Here is a 17,941-nt window from a genome sequence, read left to right as displayed (position 1 = left end):
CCTCCTTCGATGCATGCCGCCGCCCCTCTTCCCAGGCGGACGGCTGCCTATTTCGTGTAGAGCGCCCTCGAGCGTTCGAGATGTTTCAGCACCGCCGATTCTGCACCGTCGGCATCGTGGGCCGCAAGCCGTTCGACGATCTCTTCGTGCTCGACCAGCGTGAATTTCTCCTTGCCGGTCCAGATCAGCATTTCCGTGTGATATTCGCGCAGCCACGCAAGCATCGCCTCGCTGACGGCGCCGAAGATCGGGTTGCCCGATATCTGCGCGATGCGGGTGTGGAACTGCATGTCGGCGGAGATGAAATCCTCCGCATTTCCGAGCGATTCGCGCTGGCGCTCGATGATCCGCTTCAATTCGGCGATATCGGCCTCGCTCGCCCGCTGGGCGGCCTCTCGCGCCATGCCGCGCTCGAAGAAGATACGGGCGCTCTTCAGGTTTTCCAGACTGTCCGCCGATTGCGACAGCATGATCTTCGCCGTCAGATCGACCTGTTGGAAGATCGATTTCGCCGTCAGCTTCAAAACCTTGGCGCGCTCGCCGTGGGAAATGTTGACGAGCCCCATCCCCGCCAGCGACTGCATCGCTTCGCGGATCGCCGGACGGCCGACGCCGAAACGCTCCATCAGCACGCGCTCGGAGGGCATTTCATCACCGGGCTTCAGTTCGCCCGAGGTGATCATGCGTTCGAGCCTGTCGAAAACCTCGTCGGAAAGCTTCCGGCGAACGATTTGCTCGATTGGTTGGGTCATGATGTCTCGCTGGCTCAAACTCCCCTCCCTTTAGCATTTTGCGCCGCCGCGACAAAGGCCGCGATGGGCTCATTTGCGCTCGGATCGAAACTTTCCGATTGCGCAAATTGGAATACTCATTATACCAGTTAATGAGTGACGCCAAGATGCCGGTCTTGGCCCGAGGAGCATTACCGACGTGAGCATGATCACCCTTACCTATCGCATCGAAACCCCTGGCAGCATCGAGGCCATGGCGGAGAAGATCGCCAGCGACCAGTCCACGGGCACCTTCGTTCCGGTTCCCGGCGAGACGGAGGAGCTGAAGGCGCGGGTCGCGGCCCGGGTGCTGGCGATTCGCCCGCTTCAGGATGCGAAGGCGCCGGGCTGGCCGGAGGTTGCCGAAGGGCACGGGCCGCTCAAGCGCGCCGATGTCGATATCGCCTTTCCGCTCGATGCGATCGGCACCGATCTCTCGGCGCTGATGACGATCGCCATCGGCGGCGTCTATTCGATCAAGGGCATGACCGGCATCCGCATCGTCGATCTGAAGCTTCCCCCGGAATTCAAGGGCGCGCATCCCGGCCCGCAATTCGGCATTCCCGGCAGCCGCAGGCTGACCGGCGTCGAGGGACGCCCGATCATCGGCACCATCGTCAAGCCGGCGCTGGGTCTGCGTCCACACGAGACGGCAGAGCTCGTCGGCGAGCTGATCCAATCTGGCGTCGATTTCATCAAGGACGACGAGAAGCTGATGAGCCCGGCCTACTCGCCGCTCAAGGATCGCGTCGAGGCGATCATGCCGCTGATCCTCGATCACGAGCAGAAGACCGGCAAGAAGGTGATGTATGCGTTCGGCATCTCGCATGCCGATCCGGACGAGATGATGCGCAATCACGACCTCGTCCTGAAGGCCGGCGGCAATTGCGCTGTCGTCAATATCAACTCGATCGGCTTCGGCGGCATGAGCTTCCTGCGCAAGCGCTCCGGTCTGGTGTTGCATGCGCATCGCAACGGCTGGGATATCCTGACCCGCAACCCGGCGACCGGCATGGATTTCAGGGTTTACCAGCAGTTCTGGCGCCTGCTCGGCGTCGACCAGTTCCAGATAAACGGCATTCGCGTCAAATATTGGGAGCCGGACGAAAGCTTCGTCGCCTCCTTCAAGGCCGTCAGCACGCCGCTTTTCGACGCCGCCGATTGCCCGCTTCCTGTCGCCGGTTCCGGCCAGTGGGGCGGTCAGGCGCCGGAGACCTATCAGCGGACGGGCCGCACGACCGACCTTCTCTATCTCTGCGGCGGCGGCATCGTCAGCCATCCGGGCGGACCGGCAGCCGGCGTGCGCGCCGTGCAGCAGGCATGGCAGGCGGCGGTCGCCGATATCCCGCTCGATGTCTATGCCAAGGACCACCCCGAACTCGCCGCATCGATTGCCAAATTCGCTGACGGCAAGGGCGCGTGAGAGTCATGAGCAAGCTGCTCCTCAGCTATTACGGCGACGATTTCACCGGCTCCACCGATGTCATGGAGGCGCTCGCCTCGAATGGCGTGAAGACGGCTCTGTTCCTCGGCGTCCCGAGTGCCGAAATGCTCGCCAAATTCGCCGATTGCCAGGCGATCGGCATCGCCGGGACCAGCCGCAGCCAGACGCCGCAATGGATGTCCGCTAATCTCGGCCCTGCTTTCGCCTGGCTGAAGAGCCTCGAGGCGGCGATCTGCCATTACAAGGTCTGCTCGACCTTCGATTCCAGCCCCGAAATCGGCAATATCGGCAAGGCGATCGAGATCGGTCGGGAAACCTTCGAACAGGACTGCGTGCCCGTGATCGTCGGCGCGCCGCAGCTGAAGCGCTACACGGCCTTCGGGCATCTCTTCGCCGCCTATCAGGGCAAGGTCTACCGCATCGACCGCCACCCGGTGATGAGCCGCCATCCGGTGACGCCGATGGCCGAGGCTGACCTGACCGTACATCTTGCCGCCCAGACCAGCCTGCCGATCCGGCTTGCCGATCTGGCGATGACCGCCGGAGACGCAACAGCAGGTATCGACGCGCTGCTCGCCGACAAACCCGGCATCCTGCTTGTCGATGTCGATGGACCGGCTTCGCAGGCGATTGCCGGAGAGCAGGTCTGGCGCCTGCGCGGCGATCGCGGCCTCTTCGTTGCGGGATCGTCGGGCATTCAATACGCCCTGCTCCATGCCTGGGAACGCGAAGGGCTGACATCGGGCAAGGTTGAGTTTCCCCTGCCCGGCGCGGTGGAGCGTCTTGCCGTCGTCTCCGGCAGTGTCTCGCCGACGACGGAACGGCAGATCCGCAATGCAACGGAGAGCGGCTTCGACGCCATTCCCGTCGATCCCCTGGCGCTGGTCGGCGAAAGCGGCGATGCGGCGATCGAAAGCGCCGTTGCCTCGGGCCTGTCGGCGCTGAAATCCGGCCGCAGCGTCATCTTGCATACCGCCCTCGGCCCCTCAGCCGATCGCGGCACCGAGATCGACCGCATCCCCGAAGCGCGCCACCGCCTGGGCATCCGCCTCGGCATCATTCTGCGCCGTCTTGTCGAAGCCGAGAAGCTGACGCGCGCCGTCATCGCCGGCGGCGATACGTCCAGCCACGCACTGAGTGAGTTGCGTGTCGAGGCGCTGACGACGCTGCTGCCTCTGCCGCAGACGCCGGGCTCGCCGCTCTGCACGGCGCACGGCGCGCACGAACCGACCAACGGCCTGCAGATCGCCCTCAAGGGCGGCCAGGTCGGCTCGGACGGTTATTTCGCGCAGATTCGCGATGGACGCAGGGCCTGACGGCCACTGAAATGTTGATATAAACTGCTATAGTGATTGACTCATCATACCAGTTGAGCTAGCTGATAGAAAAATCGAAAGGCGAGGAAACATGACTGCAATTGCCCTCTTCGGCGCTGGTGGCAAAATGGGCTACCGGCTCGCCAAAAATCTCAAAGGTTCCCGCTTCGATGTCCGCCATGTGGAGGTCAGCGACGCCGGCAAGGCACGCCTCAAGAACGATCTCGGTATCGATTGCGTCGGTCCCGATGAAGGTCTTGCCGGTGCAGAGGTCGTCATTCTCGCGGTGCCCGATACGGCGATCGGCAAGGTCGCAGCCGGTATCGTCGACAAGCTGAAGCCGGGCACGATGGTCGTCGCTCTCGACGCCGCCGCCCCCTTCGCCGGACATCTGCCGGAGCGCGCCGATCTCACCTATTTCGTCACCCATCCCTGCCATCCGCCGATCTTCAACGACGAGACGGACATGCAGGCGAAGAAGGATCACTTCGGCGGTCTGTTCGCCAAGCAGCACATCGTCTCGGCGCTGATGCAGGGGCCGGAAGGCGCCTACGCGCTCGGCGAGGAAATCGCCAAGGTCATCTGGGCGCCGGTCATGCGCTCGCACCGTGTCACCGTCGATCAGATGGCGATGCTGGAGCCGGGCCTTTCGGAAACCGTCTGCGCCTCGCTGCTCGTCGTCATGCGCCAGGCGATGGACGAATGCGTTGCCCGCGGCGTTCCGGCTGAAGCCGCCCGCGACTTCCTGCTCGGCCACATGAACGTGCTCGGCGCCGTCATCTTCAAGGAAGTCGACGGCGTGTTCTCGGATGCCTGCAACAAGGCGATCGAGTTCGGCATCCCCGCGCTGATGCGCGACGACTGGAAGAAGGTCTTCGAACCTCAGGAGATCGCCGAAAGCATCCGGCGCATCACCTGACAATGCCGCGGCAAGGCTCAGGTCTTGCCGCATCGCCGGCCCGGTGGGGAGTCCAAGAGACGGTCCGGCAATGGAATATCGCATGAATTCTGGTCGGGCCGGGGTGGTCCGGCCCATGCGTCAAACTCGGGAGGAGAAACCATGACTTTTACACGTAGACTGACCCTTGCTGCCTTCGCCGGCGCCCTTTCGCTCGGCGTTGCCATGCCGGCATTTTCGGCTGATCTGATCGCCATCATCACGCCGGCCCATGACAACCCGTTCTTCAAGGCTGAGGCCGTCGGCGCCGAAGCCAAGGCCAAGGAACTCGGCTACGAAGCGCTCGTCATGACCCATGACGACGATGCCAACAAGCAGTCGGAAATGATCGACACGGCGATCGGCCGCGGTGCCAAGGCCATCATCCTCGACAACGCCGGTGCCGACGCCTCGGTTGCTGCCGTCAAGAAGGCCAAGGACGCCGGTATCCCGTCCTTCCTCATCGACCGGGAAATCAACGCCACCGGCGTTGCCGTCGCCCAGATCGTGTCCAACAACTATCAGGGTGCGCAGCTCGGCGCGCAGGAATTCGTCAAGCTGATGGGCGAGAAGGGCAACTATGTCGAGCTCGTCGGCAAGGAATCCGACACCAATGCCGGCATCCGCTCGCAGGGATATCATGACGTCATCGACGACTATCCGGATCTGAAGTCGGTTGCCAAGCAGTCGGCCAACTGGAGCCAGACCGAAGCCTACGCCAAGATGGAAACCATCCTTCAGGCCAACCCGGACATCAAGGGCGTCATCTCCGGCAATGACACGATGGCCATGGGCGCGATTGCCGCTCTGCAGGCTGCCGGCCGCAAGGACGTGATCGTCGTCGGCTTCGACGGTTCGAACGACGTTCGCGACTCCATCAAGGCAGGCGGCATCAAGGCCACCGTTCTGCAGCCGGCATACGCGCAGGCGCAGATGGCCGTCGAGCAGGCTGACGCCTACATCAAGAACAAGACGACGCCGAAGGAAGAAAAGCAGCTGATGGATTGCGTTCTCATCAACGCTGACAACGCTTCCAAGCTCGAAACCTTCGCTCTGGCGAAGTAATCGGCATAAAACAGCGGCAGAGGGTTCGGGAGACCGGACCCTCTGCGGTCTATTTCACATCATTTCGAGGTTCACAGCATGTTGAGGATCAGGGGCGCCCTGATCGCCGCTCTCGTGGCGGCGGCTTTGCCTGGCTGCAAGATCATCAAGACGCCGACTGCCGAGGAAAAGGCCGCGGCGGCTGCAAAGGATGCATTCGATCCGAATGCCAAGGTCGAGGCGATCTGGCAGTCGCAGGCAGTGCCCTATTTCGAAAAGCGCGCCGGTGAGCTGAAGGATGTCGTGGCGGCGGTCGCTGCCGGTGCCGATCAGGCCGGCGAGAAATACGGTAACCCGAAGAAGCAGGCGAGCTCTCCTTGGACCTATGCGGTGAAATTCACCGGCAAGGTCGTGGCCGCCGACACGCAGTCGCGCGCCGCGACACTCGACGTCGACGCGGATGGCGACGGCAAGGCGGATGCAAAAGTGCAGATCGGCCCGGCGCTGCGCGGCACTGCACTCCGTGACACGCTGGACTTCGTCAATTTCAATGAATTCAAAAACCAGATCGAATGGGCCCAGTTCGGCAAGGCCTTCAACGAGAAGGCCAATACCGCCTTCCTCTCGGCCATTCCGCGTGACGGAATCACCGGCAAGACCGTGACCGTTGTCGGCGCCTTCCCGTTGCCATCCGGCAGCGACCTGCCGCTGGTCACTCCCTCGGAACTGACGGTGGCCCCATGACGGATGACGCCGCCAAGAACGATATCATCCTGCGCCTCGACGACGTCTCGAAGGTCTATTCGGGTATCGTCGCCGTCAAGCGCGCCAATCTCGAATTGCGCCGTGGTGCGGTCAATGTGCTCGTCGGTGAAAACGGCGCCGGCAAGTCGACGCTGATGAAGATCATCGCCGGTGTCGAGCGCCCGACGCTCGGCAAGATCATCCTCGATGGCGAACAGGTCTCCTTCGACAGCCCGGCCGATGCGCAGGCGCATGGCATCGGCATGATCTTCCAGGAGCTGAACCTCTTCGCCAACATGACGGTTGCCGAAAACATCTTTGCGACCCGCGAGATCACCCGCGGCGTACTCGGCATCGATCACAAGGCGCAGGTGGAGAAGGCCAACGGCTTCCTGAAGCGCCTCGACGCCGGGATCGACGCCGAAACCATGGTCGAAGACTTGCCGATCGGCCAGCAGCAGCTGGTCGAGATCGCCAAGGCGATGTCGCTCGACGCTCGCATCCTGATCATGGACGAGCCGACCTCGGCGCTTTCGGCGGCCGAAGTCGAGATCCTCTTCAAGGTCATCGCCGAGCTGAAAGCGCAGGGTGTGGCGATCGTCTACATCTCCCACCGCCTCGAAGAGCTGATGCGGATCGGCGACTACATCACCGTTCTGCGCGACGGCCAGATCACCGGCCAGGCGATGGTCAAGGATATCGACACCCGATGGATCGTCCGCTCGATGATCGGTTCGGATGCCAAGGATTTCGCCAAGTCGGTCAATCACACCGTCGGCAAGGAGATGTTCCGCGCCGAGGATATCTCGCTGCCGCGCCCGACGGGCGGCCTTGCGGTCGATCACGTCTCGCTCTCGGTCAAATCAGGCGAAATTCTCGGAATCTACGGCCTGATGGGCGCCGGACGCAGCGAATTCTTCGAATGCGTCATCGGCCGCCACATGCATTCGACCGGCAAGATCTTCATCGACGGCGAGGAAGTGCGCGCCCGCGATACGACCCGCCGCATCCGCCGCGGCCTTGCGCTGATCCCTGAGGATCGCCAGCGCGAGGGCCTGGTGCAGGTTCTCTCCATCGCCAGCAATCTCACGCTCGCAAGTCTGGGCCGCTTCGCCCGCTTCTTCCATATCAGCGCTACGGCAGAGAAGAATGCCATTGCCGAGGCGATCAAGGATCTCTCGATCAAGGCACCCAATCCGGATTTCGAGGTTACCTCGATGTCCGGCGGCAACCAGCAGAAGGTGGTGATCGGCAAGGCGCTGATGACCAATCCGAGGGTTCTCTTAATGGACGAGCCGAGCCGCGGTATCGATGTCGGCGCCAAGGCCGATGTCTTCAGAACCATGCGGCGGCTGGCAGCCAACGGGCTCGCCATCCTGTTTTCGACTTCTGACCTCGAAGAGGTCATGGCGCTTTCCGATCGCATCGCCGTCTTGAGCAACGGCCGGCTGATCGCGGTCTTCGACCGCGACGAAGCGACGGAAGATGCCATTATCGCGGCTTCGGCCAAGGGACACGGACACCAGGGGAAAATCGCGTCATGACGGCGGCAACAACGACACTCGCGCCAAAGGGCGCCAACGGCTCCGCACTTCTGACGCTGATGAAGCTCAGAACCTTCATCGCGCTCTTTGCCGTCATCATCTTCTTTGCAATCTTCGCGCCGAACTTCACCTCGACCGCGAACATGATCCTGATGTCGAAGCATGTGGCGCTGAACGCCTTCCTGGCGATGGGCATGACCTTCGTCATCATCACCGGCGGCATCGATCTCTCCGTCGGCTCGATCGTCGGCCTCTGCGGCATGGTCGCCGGCGGCCTGATCCTTTATGGCATCGAACTGCCGATCGGTTACACGATCTTCTTCAATCTTTTCGAGATCGTGCTGATCACCCTCGCGGTCGGCCTCATCATCGGCCTGATCAACGGCCTGCTGATCACCAAGCTCAATGTCGCGCCGTTCATCGCGACGCTCGGCACACTTTATATCGCCCGCGGCCTGGCGCTGCTCTCCTCCGACGGCCAGACCTTCCCGAACCTCGTCGGACGTCCCGAATATGCGACGACAGGATTCGATTTCTTCGGCGCCGGCCGCATTCTCGGCCTGCCAGTGTCGATCTGGATCTTGATCGTGCTGGCGCTCGTGGCCTCCTATGTCGCGCGCTCCACGCCGATCGGCCGCCATATCTTCGCGGTCGGCGGCAATGAGCGGGCGGCGCGCATGTCGGGCATCCGGGTCGATCTCGTGAAGATCTTCGTCTACATGTTCTCCGGCCTGTGCGCCGCGATCGTCGGGGTGGTCATCTCCTCCGAACTGATGGCGGCGCATCCGGCGACCGGCGAAAGCTTCGAATTGAACGCCATCGCGGCAGCCGTTCTCGGTGGCACCTCGATGTCGGGCGGACGCGGCACCATCGGCGGCACCATCATCGGCGCCTTCGTCATCGGTATTCTCTCGGACGGACTGGTGATGATGGGCGTATCGTCCTTCTGGCAGATGGTCATCAAGGGCCTCGTCATCATCATCGCCGTCGTCGTCGACCAGGCGCAGCGCCGCCTGCAGCAGCGTGTTACCCTCATGCAGATGGCAAAGGCAGGTTGATATGACCGGATTGAAGGGTGCCCTGATCGGCTGCGGCTTTTTCGCTGTCAACCAGATGCATGCATGGCGCGATGTCGAAGGAGCCGGGATTGTGGCGATCTGCGACCGCGATCCGGCCCGGCTGAAGGCCGTCGGCGACCAGTTCGGTATAGAGCGTCGCTACTCCGACGCCAGCGAGCTTTTCGCCGCCGGCGGCTTCGATTTCGTCGATATCGCAACCACGGTTCCGAGCCACCGTCCGCTGGTCGAGATGGCCGCAAGGCACAAGGTACCCGTCATCTGCCAGAAGCCGTTTGCGCTTTCGCTGGCGGACGCCAAGGCGATGGTGGCGGCCTGCCGCGAAGCCGGCATTCCGCTGATGGTGCATGAGAATTTCCGCTGGCAGACGCCGATCCAGGCGGTGCGCCGCCTCCTCGACAGCAAGGCGATCGGCACGCCCTTCTGGGGCCGCTTCTCCTTCCGCTCGGGCTATGACGTCTTCTCCGGTCAGCCCTATCTGGCCGAAGGCGAGCGCTTTATCATCGAGGATCTCGGCATCCATACGCTGGATATCGCCCGCTTCATCCTCGGCGACGTCAAGACGCTAACGGCCCGCACCAAGCGGGTCAATCCGAAGATCAAGGGCGAGGACGTCGCGACGATCCTGCTCGATCACGAGAGCGGCGCGACCTCGGTCGTAGACGTCAGCTACGCGACCAAGCTCGGCACCGAGCCCTTTCCCGAGACGCTAATTGAGCTCGACGGCAGCGACGGTACGATCCGTCTTTCCACCGGTTACCGTCTCGAGGTGACCAATGCAGCGGGCACCATCGTTTCCGACGCTTCACCGCAGCTGCTCTCCTGGGCTTCTCGGCCCTGGCACAACATTCAGGAAAGCGTCTACGCGATCCAGGATCATTGGGTCGAGCGGCTGAAGAATGGCGGCGAACCCGCAACATCGGGCGCCGACAATCTCAAGACCTTCGCGCTTGTCGAGGCGGCCTATGAAAGTGCTGCGACCGGCAAGACCGTCGATGTGGAGGCCATGCTGAAATGACGACCGACGCCTTCGCCCTCTATGGCACGCATGAGGCCGAAGAGCGTCCCGTCACGCTGACGGCCGGGCGGCTCACCGCCGACCTAGCAAACGGCCATCTGCGCTCCATCCGCTATGACGGTATCGAGGTGCTCCGGGCGATCTCCTATCTGGTGCGCGACCGCGACTGGGGCACCTACAGCCCGCTGATAGAAGGTCTCGCGATCAAGCAGGTTGCCGACAGCTTCTCGGTCGGCTACACCGCCCATTGCGATGGCGCCGATGCCAGCAGGCTGGCGATTGCCGTGCGGATCGACGCAAGCGAGAGCGAGCTGACCTTCGCCGCCGAGGCCCTCTCACCAACCGGCTTCGAAACCAACCGCTGCGGCTTCTGCATCCTCCATCCGATCGTCGGTATCGCGGGCACGCCGGCAAGTGTCGAACATGTCGACGGCCGTATCGTCGAGACCCGCTTCCCCGATCAGATCGACCCCTGGCAGCCTTTCAAGGACATGCGGGCGATCAGCCATAGCGCGACCTCCGGCGTCAGCGCCAGGTGCCTGATGGAGGGCGACACGTTCGAGATGGAAGACCAGCGCAACTGGTCCGATGCCTCCTACAAGACCTATGTTCGTCCGCTCGCCCTTCCCTGGCCCTATCAGATCCCTGCCAACGAGCGGCAGACCCAGCGGATCGTCCTGTCGATCAGCGACAGCAGGCCAGCCGCCGTAGCGCAGGCGGCCGAGGCGAAGCCGGTGACCATTGCCAAGGGCGAAAAGACCGGAGTGATGCCCTCGATCGGCCTGATCGTAACACCCGGAGAGGCCAAGGCGACACTCGCGGCCGCCGCGCGCCTTGCCGAAATCGGCCCGCAGGAACTGCTATTTCATTTCGATCCGCTCGCGGGCCACGGCCCTGCGGCCTTCGCCGATTTTGCGGCGCTGGCAAAGATCCATCGCGGCAGCACGACGCTGGAAATCGCCCTGCCCTGCACGGCGTCACCGGCAGAGGAAGCCGCCACGATTGCGGCTGAGATGGCGGCGGCCGGCTTCTCCCCCGATGCCGTCGTCGTCTCGCCCGCCGTCGACCGCCAATCGACGCCGCCCGGCAGCACGTGGCCGGAATGCCCGCCGCTGGAAGAGGTCTATGCCGCAGCGCTCGCCGCCTTCCCGAATGCCCGGCTCGGCGGCGGCATGCTCAGCTATTTCACCGAGCTGAACCGCAAGCGCGTGCCGCCCGAAAATCTCGATTTCATTACCCATTGTACCAACCCGATCGTCCATGCGGCCGACGATCTCAGCGTCATGCAGACGCTGGAAGCGCTGCCCTTCATCACCCGCTCGGTGCGTGCGATCTATGACGACAAACCCTATCGCATCGGCCCCTCGACCATCCCGATGCGCCAGAACCCCTATGGCAGCCGGACGATGGACAATCCCGGCGGCAAGCGCATTCCGATGGCCAATACCGATCCGCGCCACAACGGCCGCTTCGCCGAAGCCTTCGCGCTTGCCTATGCGGCGCAGGTGATTGATGCGGATCTCGAATGCCTGACGCTCTCGGCGCTCACCGGGCCTTTCGGCCTGATCGCCGGCGAGAACGAGCCTTCGGAACCGGGCGCCGTTCGTTCGCTGTTTCACACGGTCAAGGCACTTGCCGGCATGGCCGGGCTTCGCTGGCATGAATGCCAGTCATCAGCACCATCACAGGTTCTCGGCTTCACCGTCGAGAAGGCCGCGGGCAACGCCCTTTGCCTCGTGAACATCACGCCTCAGGAATTGAGCGTCGATATCTCCGCGACCGTCGCCGAAGGCGTCGCTATTGTGCTCGCGCCCTATGGCACGGCGATCGTGGAGTTTCCAGCGAACGGCTGAGCAATCCGCCGGCTTCACGTTCAGCCGAGAACGATCTGCAGCTTCACATCATCAGGGCGCGCCTCGACGGCGCGGTCGAAGGCCTTGATGGAATCTTCGAAGGTGAAGGTTTCCGAGATCAGCGGCTTCAGGTCGACACGGCCGGAGCCGAGCAGCGCGATGGAGCGCTCATACTGGTGCGCGTAGCGGAAGACGGTCTCGATGCGAATTTCCTTGGTCGAGGCGGTCGAAATGTCGAAACCCACCGGATTGACCGGCAGACCGACAGCGACGATGACGCCGCCCGGGCGTGGCAAGTCCATGATCGTTTCCCAGGCCTTCGGCGAGCCGGAGCATTCAAAGATCACATCGGCACCCCAGCCATCCGTCAGTCGCGCGACTTCCTGAGCCAGGTTCTTCTCGCGGATATTGACCGGGATGACGCCCTGATACTGCGCGGCGATATCGAGTTTCGGCTGCGCCAGATCGGCGACGATGGCGCGCGAGCAACCGCCGGCGAGTGCCGCAATCGCCACCATCGTGCCGATCGGTCCGGCGCCGAGGACGACAGCGGTGTCGCCCGGCGCAATCTTCGCCTTCGAGGCCGCCTGCATGCCGACGGCGAAAGGCTCGACCATTGCGCCTTCGGCGAAGCTGACATTGTCAGGGAGCTTGAACGTATAGTTCGCGGGGTGAACGACTTCGGGCGTCAGCACGCCATGAACCGGTGGCGTCGCCCAGAAGCTCACGGCCGGGTCGACATTATACATGCCGAGGCGGCTAGCCTTGGAGTTCGGATCGGGAATGCCGGGCTCCATGCAGACGCGGTCGCCGACCTTCAGATGCGTGACGCCTTCGCCGACCTCGATGACCGTACCGGCCGCCTCGTGGCCAAGCACCATCGGCTCGTTGACGACGAAGGGGCCGATCTTGCCATGCGTATAATAGTGGACGTCGGAACCGCAGACGCCGACCGTATGGATCTTGATCTTCACCTGACCGGGGCCGGTGTCCATCGGCAGATCGATATCGCGAAGCGCAAGCTCATGCTGGCGCTCCAGAACGAGAGCACGGACTTTGGTCATGGCAGTTTCCTTCCCTGTGGCGCTTACGATTCAGCCGCGCCGTTGGTGCAGACTATAAGACTGCGGCCGTGCGGATTTCAATCGCCGCAATTCAGCTTTTGCTCATCAATCGATGAAATGCTCACGTCTCACCGTATAAAGGCATTTATAAGATTTTTATATCGGCGCCTTCTCGCGCGTCTCGAACCTTTATGCGCATCGGCAGATATTCAGGCCCGAGAGATCGCAAGATCGTCTCCATGCCAGAAAGTCTAAAGGTGCCGATCCCCCGGATTGGCGCCCTTGTCTTGTCTGACTCCAACCAGAACATCAGGAGTCAACATCGATGATGGATCTCATTTTGCTCGGCACTGCGATCGTCTTTTTTGGACTGTGCTTTGCCTATACGCGCGTCTGCGACCGGCTGTGACAGGAGAGATGGCTATGACCCTCGACTATATCCTGAGCGGCGCCGTGACCGTGTTCCTCACCGTCTATCTCACCTACGCCCTTATCCGACCCGAGCGCTTCTGATCAGCTGCCGGGTACTCGAAAGTTCCTCCCATGACACTCAACGGATGGCTACAGATCCTCGTCTTCTGCGGGATCCTCATTGCGCTCGTCAAACCGCTCGGCGGCTACATGACCCGCGTCTTCTCGGGCGAGCGCACGCTTCTCTCGCCGGTCCTCGTTCCGGTGGAACGGGGACTTTACGCGCTTGCCGGCACCAGCGAGCGCGAAGAACAGCATTGGACCTCCTATGCATTCGCGATGCTGCTCTTCAACCTCTTCGGCGTTTTCGTCCTCTATGCGCTGATGCGACTGCAGGCGGTCCTGCCTTATAATCCCGCCGGCATGGCGGCCGTCGGGCCGGAACTGTCCTTCAACAGCGCCGTCAGCTTCGTCACCAACACCAACTGGCAGAACTACGGCGGTGAAAGCACCATGTCGTATCTGACCCAGATGATGGGCTTCACGGTGCAGAACTTCGTGTCCGCGGCAACCGGCATGGCGATTGCCATGGGCCTGATCCGCGCCTTCTCGCGCGCTTCGGGCAAGGCGATCGGCAATTTCTGGGTCGATATGATCCGCGCCACGCTCTACGTCCTGCTGCCGTTCTGCATCGTGCTGACGCTCATCTATGTCTGGCTCGGCGTGCCGCAAACGCTTGGCCCCTATGTCGATGCGGCGACGCTCGAAGGCGCCAAGCAGACGATCGCGCTCGGCCCGGTCGCCTCGCAGCTTGCCATCAAGATGCTCGGCACCAATGGCGGCGGCTTCTTCAATGCCAACTCGGCCCATCCCTTCGAGAACCCCGACAACATCTCGAACATGATCCAGATGCTGTCGATCTTCGCGATCGGCGCGGCCTTTACCAACGTCTTCGGCCGCATGGTCGGCAACCAGCGCCAGGGCTGGGCGATCCTCGCTTCGATGGGCCTGCTGTTTATCGTCGGCGTTGCCATCACTTATTGGGCGGAAGCTGCGGGCAACCCGCTGATGCACGCCTTCGGTCTCGGCGGCGGCAACATGGAAGGCAAGGAAGTCCGCTTCGGCATCGCCATGTCCTCGCTCTTCGCGGTCATCACCACGGCGGCCTCCTGCGGCGCGGTCAATGCCATGCATGGCTCCTTCACGGCGCTCGGCGGCCTGATCCCGCTGATCAACATGCAGCTCGGCGAGGTCATCGTCGGCGGTGTCGGCGCGGGCTTCTACGGCATCATTCTCTTCATCATCATCGCCATCTTCGTGGCGGGCCTGATGGTCGGCCGTACGCCTGAATATCTCGGCAAGAAGATCGAGGCGAAGGAGATGAAGATGGCCGTGCTCGCCATTCTCTGCCTGCCGCTCGCCATGCTGGTCTTCGTCGCCATCGCCAGCGTGCTGCCCTCGGCGGTCGCTTCCGTCGGCACGGCAGGTCCGCATGGCTTCTCGGAGATCCTCTACGCCTATACCTCGGCTGCGGCCAATAACGGCTCCGCCTTCGGCGGCCTGACCGGCAATACGCCCTGGTACAATGTGACACTCGGCATCGGCATGCTGATGGGCCGCTTCCTGGTCATCATCCCTGCCCTTGCGATCGCGGGCTCGCTGGTCGCCAAGAAGACCGTTCCGGCCTCCGCCGGCACCTTCCCGACCGACGGTCCGCTGTTCGTCGGCCTGCTCGTCGGCACCATCCTGATCGTCGGCGGCTTGACCTTCATGCCGGCACTGGCACTCGGTCCTGTCGTCGAGCATCTGTTGATGACCGCGGGCCAGACCTTCTGAGGCGCGCCGATGATCATCCGTCACGCCTTCCGTAAGTCGATCCACCCACGCTTCGGGCAACCGGAGCGTGGGGCACGCAAGACCCTGCGCGCGACCGACGCGATCCTTGTGCTGCTGGCGGCCATCCTCGTCGTGGCCGCCGTTCTCAGACTGTTTCATGGCTGACCGGACAGACCGGTTCCGCCTTACTCTTTCAAGCTGGAGTCTCTTATGAGCCAGGCAAAATCCGCGAGTATCCTCGATAGTCGCATTCTCATCCCGGCGATCGGCGCCGCCTTTACCAAGCTCAACCCGCGCACCCTGGCCAAGAACCCGGTGATGTTCGTGGTGGCGACGGTTTCAGCGCTGACCACCGTTCTCTTCCTCCGCGACGTCGCGACCGGCGGCGGCAATCTCGGCTTCTCTTTCCAGATCAATCTCTGGCTCTGGTTCACCGTGCTCTTCGCCAACTTCGCCGAAGCCGTCGCCGAGGGCCGCGGCAAGGCGCAGGCGGATTCGCTGCGCAAGGCCCGCACCGAAACGCAGGCAAAGCTCCTGACGGCCAATAACGGCTCCGGCTACCGCATGGTGCCGGGCACCAGCCTGAAGGTCGGCGATCTCGTTCTCGTCGAAGCCGGCGACATCATTCCGTCGGACGGCGAAGTTGTCGAAGGCGTAGCCTCCGTCAACGAGGCCGCGATCACCGGTGAATCCGCTCCCGTGATCCGTGAATCCGGCGGCGACCGCTCGGCCGTCACCGGCGGCACGCAGGTTCTGTCGGATGTGATCCGCGTCCGCATCACCGCGGCTGCCGGCTCCACCTTCATCGACCGGATGATCGCACTGGTCGAAGGTGCCGAGCGCCAGAAGACGCCGAACGAGATCGCCCTCAACATCCTGCTCGCAGGCATGACGCTGATCTTCGTTCTTGCCACCGCGACGATACCGAGCTTTGCGGCCTATGCCGGTGGCTCGATCCCGATCATCGTGCTGGTCGCGCTCTTCGTAACACTGATCCCGACCACGATCGGCGCGCTGCTTTCGGCGATCGGTATTGCCGGCATGGACCGTCTTGTCCGCTTCAACGTGCTCGCCATGTCCGGCCGCGCCGTCGAAGCTGCCGGTGACGTCGATACGCTGCTCCTCGACAAGACCGGCACGATCACCCTCGGCAACCGCCAGGCCACCAGCTTCCGCCCGGTCCGTGGCATTACAGAACAGGAACTGGCCGATGCGGCCCAGCTCGCTTCGCTTGCCGACGAGACGCCGGAAGGCCGCTCGATCGTCGTTCTCGCCAAGGAGAAATATGCGATCCGCGGCCGTGATATGGGTAGCCTGCAGGCAACCTTTGTGCCCTTCACAGCGCAGACCCGCATGAGCGGCGTCGATGTCGGCGGTTCCTCGATCCGGAAGGGCGCCGTCGAGGCGGTGCTCGCCTATGTCGGTGCCAACAATGCGCCGTCGAACGGCAATGCCGCGATCGCGCTGCGACCGGAAACCGATGTCATCCGCGAGCTTCAGGCGATCGCCGACGAGATCGCCAAGGCCGGCGGCACTCCGCTCGCCGTTGCCCGTGACGGCAAGCTGCTCGGCGTCATCCAGCTCAAGGATATCGTCAAGGGCGGCATCCGCGAACGTTTCGCCGAACTGCGCCGCATGGGCATCCGCACCGTCATGATCACCGGCGACAACCCGATGACCGCTGCCGCCATCGCCGCCGAAGCCGGTGTCGACGATTTCCTCGCCCAGGCAACGCCGGAGAACAAGCTGTCGCTGATCCGCGAGGAGCAGGCCAAGGGCAAGCTCGTCGCCATGTGCGGCGACGGCACCAACGACGCCCCGGCGCTCGCCCAGGCCGATGTCGGCGTCGCCATGAACACCGGTACGGTCGCGGCTCGCGAGGCCGGCAACATGGTCGACCTCGATAGCGATCCGACGAAGCTCATCGAGATCGTCGAGATCGGCAAGCAGCTGCTGATGACCCGCGGGGCGCTGACGACCTTCTCGATCGCCAACGACATCGCCAAGTATTTCGCCATCATCCCGGCGATGTTCCTGACCTTCTACCCGCAGCTCGGCGTCCTGAACATCATGGGCCTCGCAACCCCGCAGAGCGCAATTCTCTCGGCGATCATCTTCAACGCGCTGATCATCGTCGCGCTGATCCCGCTGTCGCTGAAGGGCGTCAAATACCGGGCGATCGGCGCCGGCGCGCTGCTGTCCCGCAATCTCTTGATCTACGGCCTCGGCGGCATCGTCGTGCCGTTCATCGGCATCAAGGCGATCGACATGGTCATCACGGCCATCGGTCTCGCTTAAGGAGTACAATCCATGTTGAAAGAACTTCGTCCCGCAATCGTCATGATCGTCGCTACCACCGCGATCACCGGCCTTCTCTACCCGATCGCCATGACGGGTGCCGCCCAGGCGCTTTTCCCGAAACAGGCGAATGGCAGCCTGATCGAGAAGGACGGCACCGTGATCGGCTCCTCGCTGATCGGCCAGGCCTTCACGAGCGACAAATATTTCCACGGCCGCCCCTCGGCCGCCGGCGACGGCTACAACGCCGCCGCCTCCTCCGGCTCCAACCTCGGCCCGACCAGCCAGAAGCTGATCGACCGCGTCAAGACCGACTATGAGGCCGCCAAGGCCAGCAATCCCGCCGCCGACGTTCCGATCGATCTCGTGACGGCTTCGGGCAGCGGTCTCGACCCGCATATCTCGCCGGAGGCCGCCTATTTCCAGGTGGCGCGCGTCGCGAAGGCGCGGGGGATGGATGAGGCCAAGGTCAAGGCGCTGGTGGATGCGGCCGTTGAGGCGCGTGAGCTCGGGTTCCTGGGTGAGCCTGTTGTCAATGTGCTTGCGTTGAATATGGCGCTTGATGCACCTATGACACGATGAATGT

At 63.0% G+C, this 17,941-nt stretch carries 16 protein-coding genes; 14 read left to right on the top strand and 2 right to left on the bottom strand.

Annotated elements, in window-relative coordinates:
* Positions 1-47: 47 nt before the first annotated feature.
* Complete coding sequence (locus tag F2982_RS21430) at positions 48-752, bottom strand: transcriptional regulator NanR (protein ID WP_203430813.1); 705 nt, start codon at positions 750-752, stop codon at positions 48-50.
* 184 nt (positions 753-936) lie between these two features.
* Between F2982_RS21430 and oiaX the strand changes: the two genes are divergently transcribed.
* The 9 genes from oiaX to F2982_RS21385 all read left to right on the top strand — a co-directional run bounded on the left by oiaX (position 937) and on the right by F2982_RS21385 (position 11,746).
* The gene (gene oiaX, locus F2982_RS21425; RefSeq protein WP_203431145.1) at positions 937-2,193 is read left to right on the top strand and encodes a 3-oxo-isoapionate-4-phosphate decarboxylase OiaX; all 1,257 of its coding nucleotides are present in this window, start codon (positions 937-939) and stop codon (positions 2,191-2,193) included.
* Between the two features lie 5 nt (positions 2,194-2,198).
* Positions 2,199-3,530, top strand: coding sequence for a four-carbon acid sugar kinase family protein (locus F2982_RS21420; RefSeq protein ID WP_203430812.1), 1,332 nt, complete (start codon positions 2,199-2,201; stop codon positions 3,528-3,530).
* Positions 3,531-3,621: 91 nt separating this feature from the next.
* The gene (locus F2982_RS21415) at positions 3,622-4,449 is read left to right on the top strand and encodes a phosphogluconate dehydrogenase C-terminal domain-containing protein (RefSeq protein ID WP_112711007.1); all 828 of its coding nucleotides are present in this window, start codon (positions 3,622-3,624) and stop codon (positions 4,447-4,449) included.
* Between the two features lie 141 nt (positions 4,450-4,590).
* Positions 4,591-5,532 carry a D-ribose ABC transporter substrate-binding protein gene (locus F2982_RS21410; RefSeq protein WP_203430811.1) on the top strand — a complete coding sequence of 314 codons (942 nt, stop codon included), beginning with the start codon at positions 4,591-4,593 and terminating at the stop codon, positions 5,530-5,532.
* Between the two features lie 78 nt (positions 5,533-5,610).
* The gene (locus F2982_RS21405) at positions 5,611-6,255 is read left to right on the top strand and encodes a DUF2291 domain-containing protein (protein ID WP_203430810.1); all 645 of its coding nucleotides are present in this window, start codon (positions 5,611-5,613) and stop codon (positions 6,253-6,255) included.
* Positions 6,252-7,799, top strand: a complete 1,548-nt coding sequence (locus F2982_RS21400; protein WP_203430809.1) for a sugar ABC transporter ATP-binding protein — start codon at positions 6,252-6,254, stop codon at positions 7,797-7,799. The genes F2982_RS21405 and F2982_RS21400 overlap by 4 nt, the downstream gene beginning before the upstream one ends.
* On the top strand, positions 7,796-8,857 hold the full coding sequence (locus F2982_RS21395; RefSeq protein ID WP_112711011.1) for an ABC transporter permease: 1,062 nt from the start codon (positions 7,796-7,798) through the stop codon (positions 8,855-8,857). Before F2982_RS21400 ends, F2982_RS21395 begins: the two co-directional genes overlap by 4 nt.
* A gap of 1 nt (position 8,858) precedes the next feature.
* Positions 8,859-9,893, top strand: coding sequence for a Gfo/Idh/MocA family oxidoreductase (locus F2982_RS21390; RefSeq protein WP_203430808.1), 1,035 nt, complete (start codon positions 8,859-8,861; stop codon positions 9,891-9,893).
* The gene (locus F2982_RS21385; RefSeq protein WP_203430807.1) at positions 9,890-11,746 is read left to right on the top strand and encodes a hypothetical protein; all 1,857 of its coding nucleotides are present in this window, start codon (positions 9,890-9,892) and stop codon (positions 11,744-11,746) included. Before F2982_RS21390 ends, F2982_RS21385 begins: the two co-directional genes overlap by 4 nt.
* 20 nt (positions 11,747-11,766) lie before the next feature.
* On the opposite strand, the gene F2982_RS21380 is transcribed toward F2982_RS21385, so the two are convergent.
* Entirely contained in the window at positions 11,767-12,810 is a 1,044-nt protein-coding gene (locus tag F2982_RS21380; protein WP_203430806.1) for an NAD(P)-dependent alcohol dehydrogenase, read from the bottom strand.
* Positions 12,811-13,233: 423 nt separating this feature from the next.
* On the opposite strand from F2982_RS21380, the gene F2982_RS21375 reads away from it, so the two are divergent.
* From F2982_RS21375 to kdpC, 5 genes are read left to right on the top strand one after another with little or no spacing between them, the layout of a single operon-like run.
* Positions 13,234-13,323 carry a K(+)-transporting ATPase subunit F gene (locus F2982_RS21375; RefSeq protein ID WP_016556800.1) on the top strand — a complete coding sequence of 30 codons (90 nt, stop codon included), beginning with the start codon at positions 13,234-13,236 and terminating at the stop codon, positions 13,321-13,323.
* A gap of 30 nt (positions 13,324-13,353) precedes the next feature.
* Complete coding sequence (gene kdpA / locus F2982_RS21370; RefSeq protein ID WP_203430805.1) at positions 13,354-15,057, top strand: potassium-transporting ATPase subunit KdpA; 1,704 nt, start codon at positions 13,354-13,356, stop codon at positions 15,055-15,057.
* Between the two features lie 9 nt (positions 15,058-15,066).
* Positions 15,067-15,222, top strand: a complete 156-nt coding sequence (locus F2982_RS21365; protein ID WP_165402700.1) for a hypothetical protein — start codon at positions 15,067-15,069, stop codon at positions 15,220-15,222.
* Positions 15,223-15,267: 45 nt separating this feature from the next.
* Positions 15,268-17,355 carry a potassium-transporting ATPase subunit KdpB gene (kdpB, locus tag F2982_RS21360; protein WP_203430804.1) on the top strand — a complete coding sequence of 696 codons (2,088 nt, stop codon included), beginning with the start codon at positions 15,268-15,270 and terminating at the stop codon, positions 17,353-17,355.
* 12 nt (positions 17,356-17,367) lie between these two features.
* Entirely contained in the window at positions 17,368-17,937 is a 570-nt protein-coding gene (gene kdpC, locus F2982_RS21355; protein WP_203430803.1) for a potassium-transporting ATPase subunit KdpC, read from the top strand.
* Positions 17,938-17,941 lie beyond the last annotated feature (4 nt).

It is taken from the genome of Rhizobium sp. BG4, assembly GCF_016864575.1.
Taxonomy (GTDB): Bacteria; Pseudomonadota; Alphaproteobacteria; order Rhizobiales; family Rhizobiaceae; genus Rhizobium.
This window is presented reverse-complemented; position numbering and strand designations above follow the sequence as displayed.